This window comes from Bifidobacterium choloepi (genome assembly GCF_010667615.1).
Taxonomy (GTDB): Bacteria; Actinomycetota; Actinomycetes; order Actinomycetales; family Bifidobacteriaceae; genus Bifidobacterium; species Bifidobacterium choloepi.
This window is the reverse complement of sequence record NZ_VYSG01000003.1, coordinates 250,159-267,307: the sequence shown is the minus strand read 5'-3', so window position 1 is coordinate 267,307 and position 17,149 is coordinate 250,159. Positions and strand designations below refer to the sequence as shown.

The window sequence follows — 17,149 nt, the reverse complement described above, 5'->3', positions numbered from 1 at the left end:
CGCCGCCTTCGGCGGCATCGGCGGTCGACCCTCAGGCCGCTTCGCGGCCAGCTCCCTTCCAGGGAGCTCCCGGCGACCCTACTTCTGGAAGACGTCCGGGTGTTTCGGGTCGCCGGGGACGGTGTCGAGCGTGTCCTTGGCGCCGAGGATTTCGCGCCATTCGTCGAGATCCACATCGTAGGGGCGGGCGGAACCGCCGCGGGCCTGGAGCGTGGACTTCGCCTCGAGGACGTCGGCTTCGCGGACGCCGGCGATCTTCGTGCGCACCGCCTCGAGGCGTGCCGGATCGTAGAAAATGTCGCCGACGATTCTCGTGAGCTTTTCGGCCCGCTCGATCGGCAGCGAATCCCAGTGCCGCAGCTCGATGAAGTTCTTGAGCCGCACGTCGTTGAAGTGCGTGGAGAGCACATGGTTGATTTCGTACTGGTTGAGCGGCCGGTCCGGGTAGACTTCGCCGGCGTTCTCGCGGAACGACGGACGGTACTGCTTCGCCTTCGGCAGGCCGGCGGCTTCCGGCGTGTGCGAGAGGTCGGCGAACATCAGCGGCGTCGACAGCACGTCGACGGCGTAGTCCTCCCAGCCGAAGCGCGGATCGAACAGGCCCGGCGTGACGTTCGTGCGGCCGAAGTCCATATAGTCCCACATCCGCTGGCGCATCAGCGGCCACGGGTTCTCGCGGCCCTCGAAGTACGGCGAGTTGCGGAAGAAGTACGCGAGGATCGGGCCGACGGCCGTGCCGATTCGCATCTTCTCGATCGCGTCGGCTTCGTCGGCGTAGTCGATCGAGACCTGCGTGGCGGCCGAGCAGCGCATCATGCACGGGCCGAACTCGCCCATGCGGCCGAGGAAGTCGGTCATCGCGTCGTAGCGGGCCTTCGGGTTGACGGGAATGTCGTAGACGGACGTCGCCGGCTGGTAACCGTAGCTGATGAGCCGGAAGCCGAGCTCGTCGAGGATCGGGTCGGTTTCGCGGCGGAACTGCCTGTATGCCGGCACGAGGGCGTCCGGATCGTCGAGGATGCCGATCGACGTCTCGACCTGGCCGCCCGGCTCGAGCGAGATCGCGATGCCGTCGCGGCCGAGGCCGACCAGGTGGCCGTTCTCCCAGTACTCCTCGGCTTCGTCGTAGAACGGCCGCATGCGCTTGAGCAGCGTCTCGATGCCGTTCGGCTCGTAGTAGGTCACCGCGGTGTCGTCGGCGTTGTGGACCGGCAGGTGCTCGATCTCGACGCCGAAGCCGCCCGCGCCGCCGTCGGTCACGTCACCGGCGCGACAGCCGGGATTGCAGCCGGCCTCGAAGAACCCGACGAGGCTCTCGATGTGCTTCGGATTGGGCGTCGCCAGCATGTGGGCGTAGGAAATTCGCGGTGGAAGTGTGCTCATGGTTCGCATCCTATCGTCGTCGCCGTGGAGTCGGCTTCGTTCCTTCCCACAGGTTTATTGAAAGCTGAACGATTCGCGCGATGAATGTCTCGAAACCTTCACAAAACAACAACAAACTCCCTCCTTGGAGGGAGTCGGCGAAGCGAAGCTGAGCCGGTGGGAGTTCGTAAGCGGGCTGGAACATGACATGATTTGATCAGCGTCACGTTCCAGCCCGCTTGCATACTCCCACCAAAAATCCTTCGGATTTTTGACTCCCTCCAAGGAGGGAGTTTGTGTCACGCGGCCTTTTCCTCGTCGCTGGCGAGGTCGCGGTCGCGGGCGGCCTTCTTGGCGGCGGCGATCATCAGCTTGATGCGGTTGAGCTGGTTGGCCTCGGAGGCGCCCGGATCGTAATCAATGGACACGATGTTGGCGCCCGGGTACAGCCTGCGCAGCTTGCCGAACATGCCGCGGCCGGTGACGTGGTTCGGCAGGCAGGCGAACGGCTGCGCGCACACGACGTTCGGGCAGCCGGACTCGATAAGCTCGATGATCTCGGCCGTCAGCAGCCAGCCCTCGCCGGCCTGCACGCCGATCGACGTGACGGCACCGGCCTTCCTGACGAGCTCCGGCATCGGCATGTCGTTCTCGAGCATGCCGTTCGAGCACTGCGTGATCGCCTTCTTGACCGGCGCGAGGTAGATGTCGATCGCCTTGCGCATGGCGGCGTAGGCGAACTTGTTGCCGCCGGTGCCGAGGTTCTCCTCGTTCCAGTCGGTGATGTACGGACGCGTCGTCATGAACTCGACGATGCCGGGCACGACGGCCTCGCAGCCCTGTGCCTCGATGACGTCGACGACGTGGTTGTTCGCGTCCGGCTGGTACTTGACGAGGATCTCGCCGACGACGCCGACGCGCACCTTGCGCGGGATGTCCTTCATCGGGATGTTGACGAACGACTCGACCATCTTGCGGCACAGCTTGGCGTACGGCAGGTAGGCGCCGTCACGGAACGCCTTCGCGTACGTCTTCGAACGGCCGTGGTGCTGCATCGTCTCGCGGCAAATCGTGTTCCACGTCTCGTAGAGCCTGTCGGCCGTGCCGGGCACCTGCTCGTACGGGCGCACGCGGTACAGGCACTTCATCAGCAGGTCGCCGAGGATCAGCGACTTGGCGACGCGGTGCAGCAGCGCCGGCGTCGGCTTGAAGCCGGGGTTGGATTCCAGTCCCTGCGTCGAGATCGCGAGCACCGGGATCTGCGGGTAGCCGGAATCCACGAGCGCCTTGCGGATGAGGCCGTAGTAGTTCGTCGCGCGGCACATGCCGCCGGTCTGCGTGATGGCGAGCGCGACCTTGTCCGGGTCGTACTTGCCTTCCTCGATCGCGGCGATGAGCTGGCCGATCGTCATGATCGCCGGGTAGCAGGCGTCGTTGTTGACGTACTTGAGGCCGGTTTCGACGTCGGAGTGGCTGGCGTGCTCGAGCACGTCGAACTTGTAGCCGGACGCGCGCACGGCGGCCTCGACGATCGAGAAGTGGATCGGGCTCATCTGCGGGGCGACGATCGTGTAGTCGCGCATGTCCTTTGTGAACGGGACCTTGTGCGAGTAGTTCGTCATCGTCGCGTTGGTGCGCGCCTTCTTCTTGCCGGCGCCGTTGCCCTGGGCCTTGCGCGACGCGGCGAGCATCGCCTCGGTGCGGCGGTTGGCTTCGGCGACGCCCTTCGCGAGCTTTGGCGAGTTCTCGATGACGGTGTCGAGCAGGACCTGGCGACCGGGCGTCGGCGCGGCCGAACCGGTCTTGCGGAATTCGCCCTGCCGGTCGGCCGGCGCGGGCGCGGACGGGGTCACCGAGGTGTTGGCCATCGTGACGGCGTCCAGCTCGGTCCCGGTCGGATCGTTCATCAATTCCTCGACGATGGCGCCGGAACGTTCGCCGTTGCGCTCGCGTTCCTCGACGGCGGCCTTGAGCGAGCGCAGGCGGATCTTCGCGGCGCCGAGGTTCGAGACCTCGTCGATCTTGAGCATCGTGTAGACGTCGGCCTTGTCGGCGAGAATCTCGGCGACCTGGTCGGTCGTGATCGCGTCGAGACCGCAGCCGAACGAGTTGAGCTGCACCATTTCGAGGCCCGGGTACGACGCGACGAAGTTCGCGGCGGTGTACAGGCGCGAATGGTACGCCCACTGGTTGGTGACGCGCAGCGGCATCTTCTCGAGCTTGCGGTCGCCGACGTGGCGGAAGCCGTCGGCGTTCTTCTTGCGCGGATCGTCCTCGTCTGCCGACAGGAATTCCGACAGGTGGAGGTCCTCCCCCGGCTTCAGTCCGCAGACCGAGTCTTCCGACAGCACGACCATGCCGAGCGAGCAGATCGTTTCCGGAATGCCGTGGTTGACTTCCGGGTCGACGTGGTACGGGCGGCCGGCGAGCACGATGCCACGGCAGTCGTGTTCCTTCATGTACGCGAGCGCGCGCAGGCCTTCCATCTGGATGTCGTTCTTGAAGACCTTGTCCTCGGCGTACGCGGCGGCGACGGCCGTTTCGGCTTCCTCGCGGGACACGCCGGCCCACGCGAACTCGGCGACGATCCTGTCGACCATGAGGTCGTGGTTGGCCATGTTGAAGTACGGGCGCATGTAGTTGACGCCCTCGGCGCGCAGCTCGGGCATGTTCGCGCCGATGACGACCGGGTAGTTCGCGACGATCGGGCAGTTGTAGTGGTTGTCGGTGTGCTCGACGAGGTATTCCTCGTAGCTCACGCACGGGTAGAAGATGTTCTTGATGCCCTTGTTGAGCAGCCACTTGATGTGGCCGTGGACGAGCTTGGCCGGATAGCAGATGTTCTCCGACGCGATGCTCTCGATGCCCTGCTCGAACAGTTCGTGGGAGCTGCGGCCGGAGATGACGACCTTGAAGCCGAGGGACGTCAGCAGCGTGAACCAGAACGGGTAGTTCTCGTACATGTTGAGCACGCGCGGGATGCCGATCTCGCCGCGGTACGCCTTCTTGTCGGTCAGGCGGCGGTACGCAAACGCGCGCTTGTACTTGTAGTCGTACAGGTTCGGCCGGTCGCTGCGCTGCTTCTTCGCGTCGCCGCCGCGCTCGCAGCGGTTGCCGGTCACGTAGCGGCTGCCGTCCTGGAACGTCGTGATCGTCAGCTTGCAGTGGTTCTGGCACAGCTTGCAGATGTCGCGCTCGGTGGTCATCGACAGGCTGTCGAGCTGTTCGCCGGACAGGATGTCGGAGACGGTATGGGCGGCGCCCGCCTCGTCGTCGGCGGCGTCTTCGTAGTGCATGCGGGCGGTCAGCGCGGCGCCATAGGCGCCCATCAGGCCGGCGATGTTCGGACGGGTGACCTCGCGCTCGGTGAGCAGCTCGAACGCGCGCAGCACGGCGTCGTTGAGGAACGTGCCGCCCTGGACGACGACGGTGTCGCCGAGCTCGCCGGAATCGCGCAGCTTGATGACCTTGTACAGCGCGTTGCGCACGACGGAGTAGCACAGGCCGGCGGCGATGTCCTCCATCGACGCGCCTTCCTTCTGCGCCTGCTTGACCGACGAGTTCATGAAGACGGTGCAGCGCGAGCCGAGGTCGACGGGGTTCGTCGAGTTGAGCGCGGCCTGCGTGAACTCCTCGATCGTCAGGCCCATCGACTGGGCGAACGTCTGCAGGAACGATCCGCAGCCGGACGAGCAGGCCTCGTTGACGGCGATCGAGTCGATGACGCCGTCGGCGATGGCGAGGTACTTCATGTCCTGGCCGCCGATGTCGATGATCGCGGTGACGCCGGGCTTGACCATTTCGGCGCCGCGGTAGTGGGCCATCGTCTCGACGACGCCCTCGTCGAGGTGCAGGCCGGTCGTGATTAGGCCCTCGCCGTAGCCGGTCGCGCACGAGCGCGCGATCCACGCCTCCGGCGGCAGCTCGTTCTGGATGGTGCGGACGATCTCGACGGCGGCCGTCAGCGGGCTGCCCTCGTTGGTGGCGTACGACGACCAGACGATTTCGCGGTCGTCGTTGACGAGTGTCGCCTTGATTGTCGTGGAGCCGGCGTCGATGCCGAGGAAGTGCGGGCCGGTCGCGCCTTCGAGCGTGCCGACATGGACGTGCTCGGCATGGTGCCGCCTGTCGAACGATTCGCGGTCGGCCTTGGTGGCGAACAGCGGCGGCATTGTCTGCGTGTTCGCCGGCATGTTCTTGAGGTCCTCGAGCGCGGCGATGATCTCGCCGGCGGTGCGCGGGGCGAATCGCTGGTCGTCCTCGAGATTCTCCGGCTCGCCGACCGTCAGCGCGGCGCCGTACGCGACGTAGAGGTGGGCGTCCGTCGGCGTGATGAACTCGTCGACCTTGCCGTCGAGGGCGCGGCGGAATGCTTCACGCAGTTCCGACATGAAGAACAGCGGGCCGCCGAGGAAGACGACGGTGCCATGGATAGGACGACCGGCGGCGAGGCCAGCGATCGTCTGCGTGGCGACGGCAGTGAAGATCGAGGCGGCGAGGTCCGGCTTGGCGGCGCCGTCGTTGATGAGGGGCTGCAGGTCGGTCTTCGCGAAGACGCCGCAGCGCGACGCGATCGGGTACAGCGTCGAGTAGTCCTTGGCGAGGTTGTTGAGGCCTTCGGCGTCGGTGTCCAGCAGCGTCGACATCTGATCGATGAACGCGCCGGTGCCGCCGGCGCACGAGCCGTTCATGCGCTGCTCCGGCGTCGGCTTCAGGTATGTGATCTTGGCGTCCTCGCCGCCGAGCTCGATGATGACGTCGGCCTGCGGGTATTCCTCGTCGATGGCGCGGGTCTCGGCGATGACTTCCTGGACGAACGCGACCTTGAGGCTGTCGGCGAGCGCCAGGCCGCCGGAGCCGGTGATGGCGAGCTGGATCGGTTCGTCGCCGCGGCCAAGCTTGTCGAGTTCGGCCTTGATGTCCCTGAGCAGGCCTTCCATCGTGGCGCGGACGTTCGCGTGGTGTCGTCGGTAGTCCGAGAACAGCACGTCACCGAGGGCGTCCGACTGATCGAGCACGACGGCCTTGACCGTCGTCGACCCGATATCCAGGCCCACGCGCAGCGGGGTGGCAGACTCCGTGGCATGGCTCGTATCGACCCTATCCGCCGTATTCACCATTACAAACCTCTCGTTAGTCTTCTCGAAACTGCTTCTCGCGCGGGGGACATCCGCATGCGGGAGAACTCCCGCTCCTGCGTGCCGGGGACTCGCGTTCTCGGAGCGCTCCCGCCGGTTTTCGGCCACCGTTTCCTCGCCCGGTGGCCGCACAGTGTCAACGTACCTACTCTAGTCGAATTACCGCCAAACCCGCTAGACCCCGTTTTGCCAGTCTGCTCAACCGTTTTTGCAGGGTTTCCATTGCCTCGTTCATGTCTTTCCTCCCGATTGCCCTTCTTGATGTCGCAATCCCGTGATCCGATCGCAGGATCGTGGCAGGCCATGGCACGGACGAATCGTTCCTTCTTCTTCCCTACCTCCCGTTGATCGCGAGGTGATGGCGGACGCGCTTCTTGCGGAAGCCGAGGGCGGCAAGCACGAAGAAGGCGACGATGAAGCACCAGACCACGAGGAAATCGACCCACGTCTTGTCGAAGCCCCAGCCGCGCAGCATGATCGACGTCAGCGCGTTCACGCCATAGGTGACCGGCATGCACTGGCCGAGCACCTGCATCCAGCGCGGCGCCGTCGACAGGTCGAACAGGCCGCACAGCAGGATCTGCGGGACGACGAACAGCAGCATCAGCTGGATGACCTGAAACGCGCTCGACGCAAGCCCCGAGACGAGCAGGCCGAGCGTGACCGAGACCATCGCCATCGAGACGGTCATCAGGATGACGAGGCCGAGGTTGCCGGCGTCCGGGAAGCCGATCAGCGTCAGCGCGACGAGCAGGATGACGGCCGACTGCACGCACGCCAGCAAACCAAAACCGATGGAGTAGCCGCCGAGAATCTGGCCCGACTTGACCGGCGTCGCGAGGAAGCGCTGCATCGTGCCGGCGGAGCGTTCGTTGACGAGCGACATGCCGCTCGTGATGAACGTGAAGACGAAGATGAAGATGCCGATGAAGATCGGGCCGTAATAATCGAACATCTTCCAGTCCTTGCCGCCGTGCAGATACGTCGTCTCGGTCGACGTGACCGGCAGGTAGTCGTCGAGGTCGAGACTCTCGGTGGTGCTGCTGTCAGTACCGCTGCCGCCGCTCAGCGTGATGCCGTCGAGGCCCATCGCCGCGGCCGCTTTCTGCAGCTCGGCGACGCTGGTCTTCAGCTCGTCGAGCCTGCTTTCCATCTCGGATTGCGCGTCCTCCTGCACGTCCTGCATCGCCTCGGCGACGACCTGCGCGACGGCGGCCGTCTTTGTCGAGTCGGTGCCCTCGACCCAGATGTCGAGCGTCTTGTCGTCGTCGCCGGTCAGTCGCAGCACGGCGTCGATGTCGTCGTTCTCGAGCTGGCTGGCGGCGTCCTGCTCGCTCATCGCGGTGATCGTCGCGTCCTGCTTGTCGAGCGCGCTCTCGAGACTCGATGGCAGGTCGACGGTCGCGATTTTCGGCGAGTAGGTGCCGGCGCCGAGCAGCACGCTCAGCAGCCACAGCACGACGAGCGGCGCGACGAACAGCAGCGCGAGCGTGCGCTTGTCGTGGAGAAACTGCTCGAGAATCCGTCGTGCGACGGCCCAGGTCTTCATGGCTTCGGTCCTTTGCTTTGGTAAATTATTGAACGATTCGTGCGCTGTTTCGGCGCGCTCCCGGTCAGGTTCCTTCATGTCACGAACCCGGGCCGCGAGCTCGGCGTCGTGACGGGGACACGTTGTGACAGGGTCAGGAAGTGGCTGCCGGGTCGGTGCCGGCGGTGCCGTCGAGGACGAGGAAGGCCTCGTCGAGGTTGGCGGCGCCGGTGTCGGCGAGGATTGTCCGCGGCGGGGCGAGCGCGATGATCTTGCCGCGATGCAGCATCGCGATCTCGTCGCAGCGCTCGGCCTCGTCCATGACATGGGTGGTCACGAGCAGCGTCTTGCCGGCCTTCGTCAGCTTCTTGAACTCGGCCCAGATCTGCAGGCGCAGGTCGGGATCGAGGCCGACGGTCGGCTCGTCGAGGACGAGCAGGTCGGGATCGTGGATCATCGCGACGCCGAGCGACAGGCGTCGCTTCATGCCGCCGGAGTAGTCGGCCACGAGTTTCTTCCGGTGCTCGGTCAGCCTGCCGAACTCGAGCATCGCGTCGATCCGCTCCTCGAGCTCCCGGCCTTTCAGTCCGTTCATCGCGCCGAAGAACCGCAGGTTCTCGGCGGCCGAGATGTCGTCGTACAGCGCCTCGTCCTGCGGCATGTACCCGATCCACCGCCGCGCCTTCGGATACGGCGCGACCTCGCCCATGACGGTGACGGTGCCGGCGGTCGCGATCTCGTTGCCCATGATCAGGTTGACCATCGTCGTCTTGCCGGCGCCCGACGGTCCGAGCAGGCACAGCATGTGTCCGCGCGGCACGACGAGATCGACACCGTCGAGCACCGTCTTGCGGTTGTCCCCGAACGGCGTCTTCGTGCCGAACTTCTGCACGACGCCGTCGAACCTGATCATCGCGCCGTCGGCTCCGGTCGCGGCGTCCCGTGCGGTCGCGGCATGCCGTGCGGTTGCGGCGCGGTCGGCTTCGGAAATGGTGGCCATGGTCTCCCCGTCCATTCTCTCGGTGGTCGTACTGGCCTTACGCTACAAAACGGCGACCGGAATTACGATGGCCGTTTCCCGGAAAACCGGCCAACAGCCTCGCGTCCGTCCGGAATCGTGCGAATCGTGGAAAATTCAGAACGATTCTTGCCGACCGCGCACAAACCGGCCTCCCGGCGTGCGAACCATGGGAACCTTCCGCTCCTCTCCCGCCAACCGCACGCAAATCGCCTTTTCCGCGCGCGAATCGTGGGGACCACGTATCCCTTTCCCGCCAATCGCACGTAATCTGGCCGCTCTGCGTGCAGATTGCGGGAACCATCCGCCCCTTTCCCGCCAACCGCACGCGCGGACGGTAGAATCGTGCAGGATGGCCGCGAGACGGGGCGGCGGGAAGGAGCGGCGGCATGACGACGGGAGACGGTGCCGCGACGACGCAGCCGACGGGGCGCGAGCGGCTGCGCGAGGCGTTCTGGACGCTGCTCGACGGGCGCAACTACGAGTCGTTCACGGTGCGCGATGTCTGCCGGGTGGCCGGCGTCAACAAGAACACGTTCTACTACCACTACGGCAGCCTCGACGAGCTTGCCGCCGACGCGATCGGGCACCTCGTGCCGTTCGAGCTGTTCGGGACGATCCTGAACCGGATGCTCGCCGGCGAGCGCGAAAGGGCGGCCGAAGGTGACGGCGCGACCGGCGGAAGCGATGCAGCCGGCGCGGCCAATGGCAGCGGCGTGGAGTCCGGCATCGGCGACGCGTTTCCGCCAATCCGGCCCGGGGACATCGACATGTTTCCGCAGCGGTACGCCCGGCTGCTGCTGACGGTCGGGCGGCACAGTTCCCCGGCGCTGCAGGCGATCCTCAAGTCGACGCTGCTGGACGGCTGGTCGTCGATGCTCGGCATCGACGTCGCGCAGCTCGGCGAGGAATCGAGGCTCGCCATCGACTTCCTGTTCGGCGGCATCATGGGGCTGTGGGGCCACTATGCGCTCGCCGACGAGCAGGCCCGCCACGCCCGTGGCGCGTCGTCCGCGGCCGGTATCCCGGCGGCGAACGGAACCGGCGCCCCCGCGACGGACGGCGGCGAAGTTCCCGTCCAGCCCGCGGCGATTTTCGAATCGTCGTTTTTCCAGCGGCTCACGCGGGCACTGCCGCCCGTCCTGCTCGCCACGTTCCGCGACGACGGCGCCATCATCGACCCCACCATCCCCTCTCCCTGATGTTGCGGAAGAGAAGCCGGCGTGCCGTCGCCCGCCTTCGCCCTCGAACGCAAAATTAGCCTTCCAAATAATTTCGGGGTACCCCCGTACTCGGGCGTTATAGTCGGCACCAGCGCCGGGCGGACGGCCCGCGGCGAACGAAAGGTGAGGCTTATGGCTTTTGCACAGGAAGACTACGCGAGGTTCCGTTCGATGTTGCGGTTCTTCGTCGCGCAGGCCGAGAAGAACGCAAGGAACGGCGCGGCGGAACAGCCCGCCGTCTACCCCGACGTCGACGGCGACTTCTGCTCGCACTACGGCATCGAACCGACGCTGTTCTCCTACCCCGACGGACTCGAGTACGGCGTCCACTTCGAGTTCCGCAAGCACTTCGACACTCCGAACTCCACGTACCTCAACGTCTTCAATTCGTGGGTGGCGATCGAGCCGCAGTTTGCCGGCGAGGGAACGACCCGCACGGTGACGGCGCTGACCGGCATGCTTCGGTCGGACGCGGGATTCGGCGGCTATCGCAAGGACCTCGACGACAGCGAGGTCGAGGCCGGCGTCACCGAGGCGCTCGCGACCGAGCACGGCGGCACGGCCGCGAGCGTGCGCCGCGGCGAGGCGAACGCGGCGAAGGAGGAGACGACGCTGGCCGAGGCCGTCGACGAGAAGCTGCCGGAATCGATTTCGTTCAGCGTGGCCGATCTCGGGCTCGACGACGCCGACGACGCGGCGCCGTCCGAGGCGCTCGTGTGCCTGATCGACCAGCAGGCCGATCTCGTCGAGCTGCATCGCACGCGCAAGCTCGCGCGCCGGCATCTCGAGCAGCGCGACGTCAAGCCGCGCGACCGGGCCCGCGTCGCCGAGGACGAAGCCGAGGCCGCCGCGAAGGACGCCGGCAAGTAGCACGGGCAGCCGGCGCTGGCACATGTGCGGGCGGCACAAGCCGCCCGTGCAGCCGCGCATCCCGCGGCGAGCACATATCGGAGCCGCTCGCTCATGCCAGCGCCGACATGTCAGTACCGATGGTCCGGCGGCGAACGCGCACCGGATCCGCTTGCGCATGGGAATTGCACGGCAATAAATAGGAAATAAGGACTTGGCGCGGGAATCGTGCCAATGATTCAGTCAGACTCGATAAGGGGGATTATCGATGACTACAGCAACGATGACGAAGCCGAATATCGACGACTACCGCCGCTTCCGCGAGATGCTCGCGTTCTTCGTGCGGCAGGCCGACTACGACATCGCCAACGACCATGTCGACGAGCCGAACTCGAACGAGACCGTGCAGGCGGACATCGACGCCGACGGCGGCGAGTTCTACCGCCGCTACGAAGTCGGCGAGGAGATGTTCAAGTACCCGAACGGACTGTTCTATCATGTGCTGTTCGGCACGAACTCGACGTCCGAGGCGCAGGATGACACGGTGTTCGGCACACCGACGAGCACCGAGATCGATGCGGCCGGCACGCCGGTCACGCTGAGCCCGACGTTCGAGAATGGCAAGATCACGGCGTTCACGTCCGGCATCGTCAGCGAGGACCAGCGCACCGGCGTCTACTCCGACGACGACCAGTTCACCGTCAAGCTGCCGGAGCTCAAGCTCTACGACACGAACGAGCCGACCGCCGAGCTCAAGAGCCTGCTCGACCATCAGGAGCAGCTCTACGTGAGCTGGAAGCAACAGCACTGATTTCCCGTTTCCCTGATGTCGCAATTCCGGGACTAGATCTCGGGATTGCGACATCTTGTCGATCAATTCCTTCCCGTTGACTCGGGCGAATCGGTGGAAACCGGACTGGTCCTCCACACCTCATCCGGCAGCTCGACAAGACGGGGATCTTTCCATAGCGTCATGGCATGGGAATCAACGGCGAACTCTATGACGCAGCGATTGAACGACGGCAACGACAGATCCGGCTGTTCGAGGAAACATCGCACTTTCTGACCGGCGTGCCGGCATTTTCGCATGTCTCCGCGCTGGAATTTCACGGCGTGGAAACGCCCGCAGATTGCAGGCTATCTCTCATGCCACCGCACATTGCCATCGCGTCGGGGACGAAAGGACCGGGACGCAGGAATACGCGCGTTCGGTCACATGAATGGAACGGCGCCCTTATCGGCAGCAACTACGACGCATATGATGTCGTCGGCCCGCAGGTCGCCTGGGTACAAATTGCAGGAACCACGGGCGAGGAAGGACTCATTGTCGCCGGTTGCAGTCTGGCCTGCTGGAACGAACAGCTAAGGTGCTGCACGGTGGAAGACCTCATCCAATATGCCGTTGACACCCCGGGATTTGCGGGTCGTGCAAGATGCCTCAAGATCAAGGACGAACTTGTCAACAACACGGCGTCTCCACGCGAATCGGTTCTTTTCCTTTTGCTTCTGCGCAACGGCATAGGGCGCGGCGTACCCAACTTTCGAGTGGATCTGGAGGACGGTTCCTGCTGCTATCTGGATATCGCCTTTCCCGATCTCAAGTTCGGCATCGAATACCAGGGCTCATACCATGCGGATACAGCCGTGATGTGCGCCGATTTTCACAAGTACAACGCACTCAGGATCCAGGGATGGGACCTTCTCTATGTGACAAAGAGGGATCTATGCACCGACGCGGCCAAGCAGCACATCCTCGAACAGATCTCGACAATGATGGAGCGCCAGCGAATGCTCCTCGAGATTGCGCATATTGTCATTTGATGTGGGAAATGTCTATTTTCTAACTTCCTTTCCCGCACTACATGAGGAGGCATCGAGGAAGGACGCACGAGATTTTTTACCCGAAAAAATCTCGTGCGTTCCTGCACAAAATCTCACATTCGCATAGGTCGCAAACGCCGGAAATTCAACCTTCTCTCATGCACTCAAAATGAGGGGCGCACAAGATTTTTTCGGAGCAAAAATCTTGTGCGCCCCTTTCCCGTATACACTCTCGTCCTCTCCTCTTCTCTCTCTCCAGACACGCGCAATCCGGGCGTGTCGCCACGGAAGCGCCTTTCCTGAGGGATCACAGTGCCGCGAGAAGCGGGCAGTACAAAGTTCACGCGACGCCTCGACGTCCACAGCGCCGCAAGAAGCGGGCGGCACGGAGTTCACACGACGCCTCGACGTTCACAGTGACGCAAAAACACGAAATGGCGAGTAGCGACGAAGGAAGAGTTACAGGGGAAGCACGTTGCCGCGGGAAATTTGCTCCGCTCCTTGGCGTTCTCCGTTATACTGAGCCCACCATCGACAAGGATGCCGACGAGCGGAGGAGATCATGACGCGCAATCACTGGGGCAATCGCCTGCTGGGAGCCGGGTGCGCCCTGGCCGTGACGGCCACGCTGGGCATCGGGGCTGCCGGGTGCGATTCCGGCAATGACACGGCCAGCGACACCACTTCCCAGACCAAGGAAACCAACGTCTATGATCGCGACGAGAACGACGCCGAGGTCGCGCTCGCCACCACCAACGAGGAACGACTCGAGATCGAGACGCGGCTCAACCTGAGAAACATCGCGTCGCAGACCTGGACGTACAATGCCTCGGCCGACGCATGGGTCATGTCGCCGGTCACGACTGTCATCCACCCCGAAATCGAGGACGAGCAGGGCGTCAGCATCGCCGTCCCCGGCGCCTACGTCAAGGGCATTCACAGGTACAGCGCAGCCGAATCATCAACGGACAACTCGTCATCATCCGCCAGCGCGTCCGGCAGCACGGCCAGCAACTCCGCATCTGCAGCCGATTCGTCGTCGGCGACCGCCAGCGCGTCCGGCGACGCGACGTCGTCGGACAACGCCTCGTCGTCATCCGCCAGCGCGTCCGCAGATTCGGGCTCGTCGTCCAAATCCGCGGGCCAGCAGGTGGCCACGAACCTCAGCGTCGACGTGACGGCCGCCGACGACGAGGCGACGGCCGGCGTCGCCGGCACGCTCGTCATCGACTACGACGCGACCGTCACGTCGACGAACGGCCAGACGTACACGGCGGCGACGGCCCCGATCATCTTCAACACCGGCGCGGCCGGCTACTCGAGCCAGACGAACGCGAACGCGAGCACCGAGTACGCGGCGGAGGGATACGTCAACGTGCAGCCGGGCAACCGCGGCAAGCAGGACACCGTCACCGACGCCGACGGCAACACGACCTACACCGGCGACGCGCCGCTGTGCCTGATCGACCAGAAGAACGCCGCGCGGTTCGTGCGCTACAACATCGCGCTCGGCAACCTGCCCGGCAATGCCGAGCGTCTCGTCTCGACCGGCGGATCCGGCGGCGGCGCGCACGCGACGATGTTCGCGGCGACCAGCGACCATTTCGACTTCTACGCGTATCAGGCCGAGGCCGGCGCCGTCGGCGTCTACAAGAACGCCAGCAAGGGCAGCGGCTACACGACGACCGTCACGATCGACGGTTCGGCGGTGGCCATTGCCGACGGCGCGTGGGGCACCGTCGCCTACTCGCCGATCACGTCGCTCGCCGAGGCCGACGAGGCGATGGCGTTCGAGTACTACCTCGACGCCGATTATTCATTCGGTTCCGACTTCCAGAAAGAACTCGCGGGGCTGCTCGCCGCCGACTACATGGAGCTGGTCAACTCGCGCAACCTGACGGTCAGCGAGTCGGCGATCGGCGTCGACATCGACGGCGACGGCACGCTGTCGGACAAGGAAATCGCGCTGACGATCGAGCATGATGGCGATGATTCGTCGGGGTCGGACACCGTGTCTTCGTCGGATGACACGTCTTCCCCGGATAACTCGTCGGGAACGTCGTCGACGGCGTCCTCGGCGGGCGAAGCGTCCGGTACCGGCGACCACTCGGCGACAAACGGGTACTACGGCACGTATCTCGACCTGTATCTCGCGAAGTTCGAGCAGCAGCTGCAGTGGATGATCGACAACCTCGACTACGCGAGCGACTGGACGTGGTTCTCGTCCTCCGGCGACGCGCTGAGCGACGAGGAGGTCGCCGCGATGACGGCGGCGGACAGGGCGACAGCGTTCGTCGAGGGGCGGTACTCCGGCACGATGACGAGCTCGACAGCGGCGGCCGGCACGACCGATGGCGCGCCCGGCGACCTTGCCGGCGGCACGCTGCCGGACGCGTCGGGGCTGCCCGACGGCGACCTGCCGGACGGGCTGCCGGGCGACCTCGCCGGTGGGACCGGCATAGCCGGTGCCGGACTCAATGGCATGGGCGACTTCGTCGGCACGCCGGACGAGGGCACGACGCAATCGGCCACCGGCGCGACCGATTCGGCCAACTACGACAGCTTCGCCGACATGCTCGCCGCCTACCAGGCCGACGTCGAGTCGGTCGAGGCCGGCGACACGTACGGCAACAACATCGTCGAGCTATACAACCCGCTCAATTACATCGGCGCCGCCGGCACGAGCGACCCGACGTGGGTCAGGCTTGTCTCCGGCGCCGCCGAAGGCGACATCTCGATGTTCAACTCGCTCAACCTCGAGCTCGCGTTCCTCGCGGCCGGCACGGCGACCGACGTCGAGTGGCAGTGGGACGGCGGCCACGTCCCCTCCGAAATCCTCGGCGAATCGCTCCCGCTCACCGTCGACACGATGATCGGGCAGTACGGCTATGCGGACAGTAATGACGATTCCGGTGACGATTCCACCGTTGAAGCCGTCGCCGTGACGAAGCCGGCGGCGTCGGCGCGCACGACGAACGGCGACGCGACATCGCAGACCGGTACCGACCTGTCGTCGTGGGTGACGGTCGGCGACGACGGTGCGGTGAGCTTCGCGCTCGCCGACATCGCCGCCTATCGCACGGCCGGCGCCAGCAAGGCCATCCCCGGCTTCGACGTCATCGATTACGGCCAGGAAGACTACGTCTTCGGCAACTCGTCGCAGGATGCCCGGCACTGGGATCGGCGACTGCTGGACGTCCTGACCGCCAACCAATCCGCGCTGGAGAGCCTGTTCAACAAGTAGGCTGCAACGCATGATTTGGTGTCACGAACCCGAGTTCGCAGCTCGGGTTCGTGACATCAGAAAGAGTTCGTGACATCAGAAAGAGTTCGTGACATCAGAAAGAAAGGTACCGGCATCCACTCACGTTCCAGCGCGCGGCTTCGCCGCGGTCGACCCTCAGCCTCGCCACGCTCGGCAGCTCCCTTCCAGGGAGCTCTGTCCCAAGATGTCGCAATCCCGTGATCGGATCACGGGATTGCGACATCGAGAAGAGAAGTCAGCTGGCGTCGCCTTCGCCGGCGGAGCGTTCCTTGCCGTAGATTTCGGGGATGAATCGTTCCTGGTCGTGGAGCTTGCTCCACAGGACCGGCTCGCCGGCGGCGAGGCTGGCGGGGACGTCGATGATGCGCTGGTTCGAGGAGCCGCGGAACTGCAGCAGCGAATCGTGCAGGTCCTTCATGTAGCGGCCGTCGACGAGGATGTCGATCTCTCGCAGCAGGTCGAGCTTGTCGGACGATTCGCCCGGCCTCATCAGCTCCTCCCACGTGTAGCCGGTCCAGCACCAGATGTCCTTGTCGTGCCCGAACTCGCGGCGGATGCGGCGCACGAGCGGCAGCAGCATGCCGGTGTTGAGCAGCGGCTCGCCGCCGAGGAGCGTGAGGCCCTGGACGTACGGCAACGCGAGGTCGTCGATGATCTGCTGCTCGAGCTTGTCGGTGTATTCGTGGCCGGCACGGAAGTCCCAGATCGACGCGTTGTAGCATTCGTCGCAGTGGAACGGGCAGCCGGAGACGTACAGCGAGCAGCGGATGCCCTCGCCGTCGGTCATCAGGAACCGCTTGTAGTCGGCCACCATGTTGTGGCTCATCTTCGCGCTCGTCCACTGTCCGGCGCGCGGGTTGTTCGCGTGCCTCGTCGGAATGAACGGTCCGCGATTCGCCTCGCCGGCCGCAAAGTCGTGTAATGCCATTGCTCTCGTCTCCATCT

General features: G+C 64.9%; 10 protein-coding genes. 5 read left to right on the top strand and 5 right to left on the bottom strand.

Annotated elements, in window-relative coordinates; translation table 11 throughout:
* Window positions 1-78: 78 nt before the first annotated feature.
* The 4 genes from F6S87_RS07485 to F6S87_RS07470 form a co-directional block, all read right to left on the bottom strand.
* The gene (locus F6S87_RS07485; RefSeq protein WP_163228023.1) at window positions 79-1,383 is read right to left on the bottom strand and encodes a glutamate-cysteine ligase family protein; all 1,305 of its coding nucleotides are present in this window, start codon (window positions 1,381-1,383) and stop codon (window positions 79-81) included.
* A gap of 278 nt (window positions 1,384-1,661) precedes the next feature.
* Window positions 1,662-6,482: an acyl-CoA dehydratase activase-related protein gene (locus tag F6S87_RS07480; protein ID WP_163228022.1), complete on the bottom strand. Its 4,821-nt coding sequence runs from the start codon at window positions 6,480-6,482 to the stop codon at window positions 1,662-1,664.
* Between the two features lie 352 nt (window positions 6,483-6,834).
* Window positions 6,835-8,049 (bottom strand): ABC transporter permease, encoded by a 1,215-nt coding sequence (locus F6S87_RS07475; protein ID WP_163228021.1) that lies wholly within the window; start codon window positions 8,047-8,049, stop codon window positions 6,835-6,837.
* Window positions 8,050-8,182: 133 nt separating this feature from the next.
* Window positions 8,183-9,028 (bottom strand): ABC transporter ATP-binding protein, encoded by an 846-nt coding sequence (locus tag F6S87_RS07470; RefSeq protein ID WP_196779163.1) that lies wholly within the window; start codon window positions 9,026-9,028, stop codon window positions 8,183-8,185.
* A 407-nt stretch (window positions 9,029-9,435) separates the two neighbouring features.
* Between F6S87_RS07470 and F6S87_RS07465 the strand changes: the two genes are divergently transcribed.
* The 5 genes from F6S87_RS07465 (at window position 9,436) to F6S87_RS07445 (ending at window position 16,183) form a co-directional block, all read left to right on the top strand.
* The gene (locus tag F6S87_RS07465) at window positions 9,436-10,248 is read left to right on the top strand and encodes a TetR/AcrR family transcriptional regulator (protein WP_163228020.1); all 813 of its coding nucleotides are present in this window, start codon (window positions 9,436-9,438) and stop codon (window positions 10,246-10,248) included.
* A 153-nt stretch (window positions 10,249-10,401) separates the two neighbouring features.
* Window positions 10,402-11,139, top strand: a complete 738-nt coding sequence (locus F6S87_RS07460; RefSeq protein WP_163228019.1) for a hypothetical protein — start codon at window positions 10,402-10,404, stop codon at window positions 11,137-11,139.
* A 247-nt stretch (window positions 11,140-11,386) separates the two neighbouring features.
* Window positions 11,387-11,929, top strand: coding sequence for a hypothetical protein (locus F6S87_RS07455; protein ID WP_163228018.1), 543 nt, complete (start codon window positions 11,387-11,389; stop codon window positions 11,927-11,929).
* Window positions 11,930-12,096: 167 nt separating this feature from the next.
* Complete coding sequence (locus F6S87_RS07450; RefSeq protein ID WP_163228017.1) at window positions 12,097-12,939, top strand: hypothetical protein; 843 nt, start codon at window positions 12,097-12,099, stop codon at window positions 12,937-12,939.
* A gap of 562 nt (window positions 12,940-13,501) precedes the next feature.
* Complete coding sequence (locus F6S87_RS07445) at window positions 13,502-16,183, top strand: hypothetical protein (protein ID WP_163228016.1); 2,682 nt, start codon at window positions 13,502-13,504, stop codon at window positions 16,181-16,183.
* Between the two features lie 256 nt (window positions 16,184-16,439).
* Here F6S87_RS07445 and nrdG read toward each other — a convergent pair whose 3' ends face one another.
* The gene (gene nrdG / locus F6S87_RS07440; RefSeq protein WP_231129441.1) at window positions 16,440-17,132 is read right to left on the bottom strand and encodes an anaerobic ribonucleoside-triphosphate reductase activating protein; all 693 of its coding nucleotides are present in this window, start codon (window positions 17,130-17,132) and stop codon (window positions 16,440-16,442) included.
* Window positions 17,133-17,149: the final 17 nt, after the last annotated feature.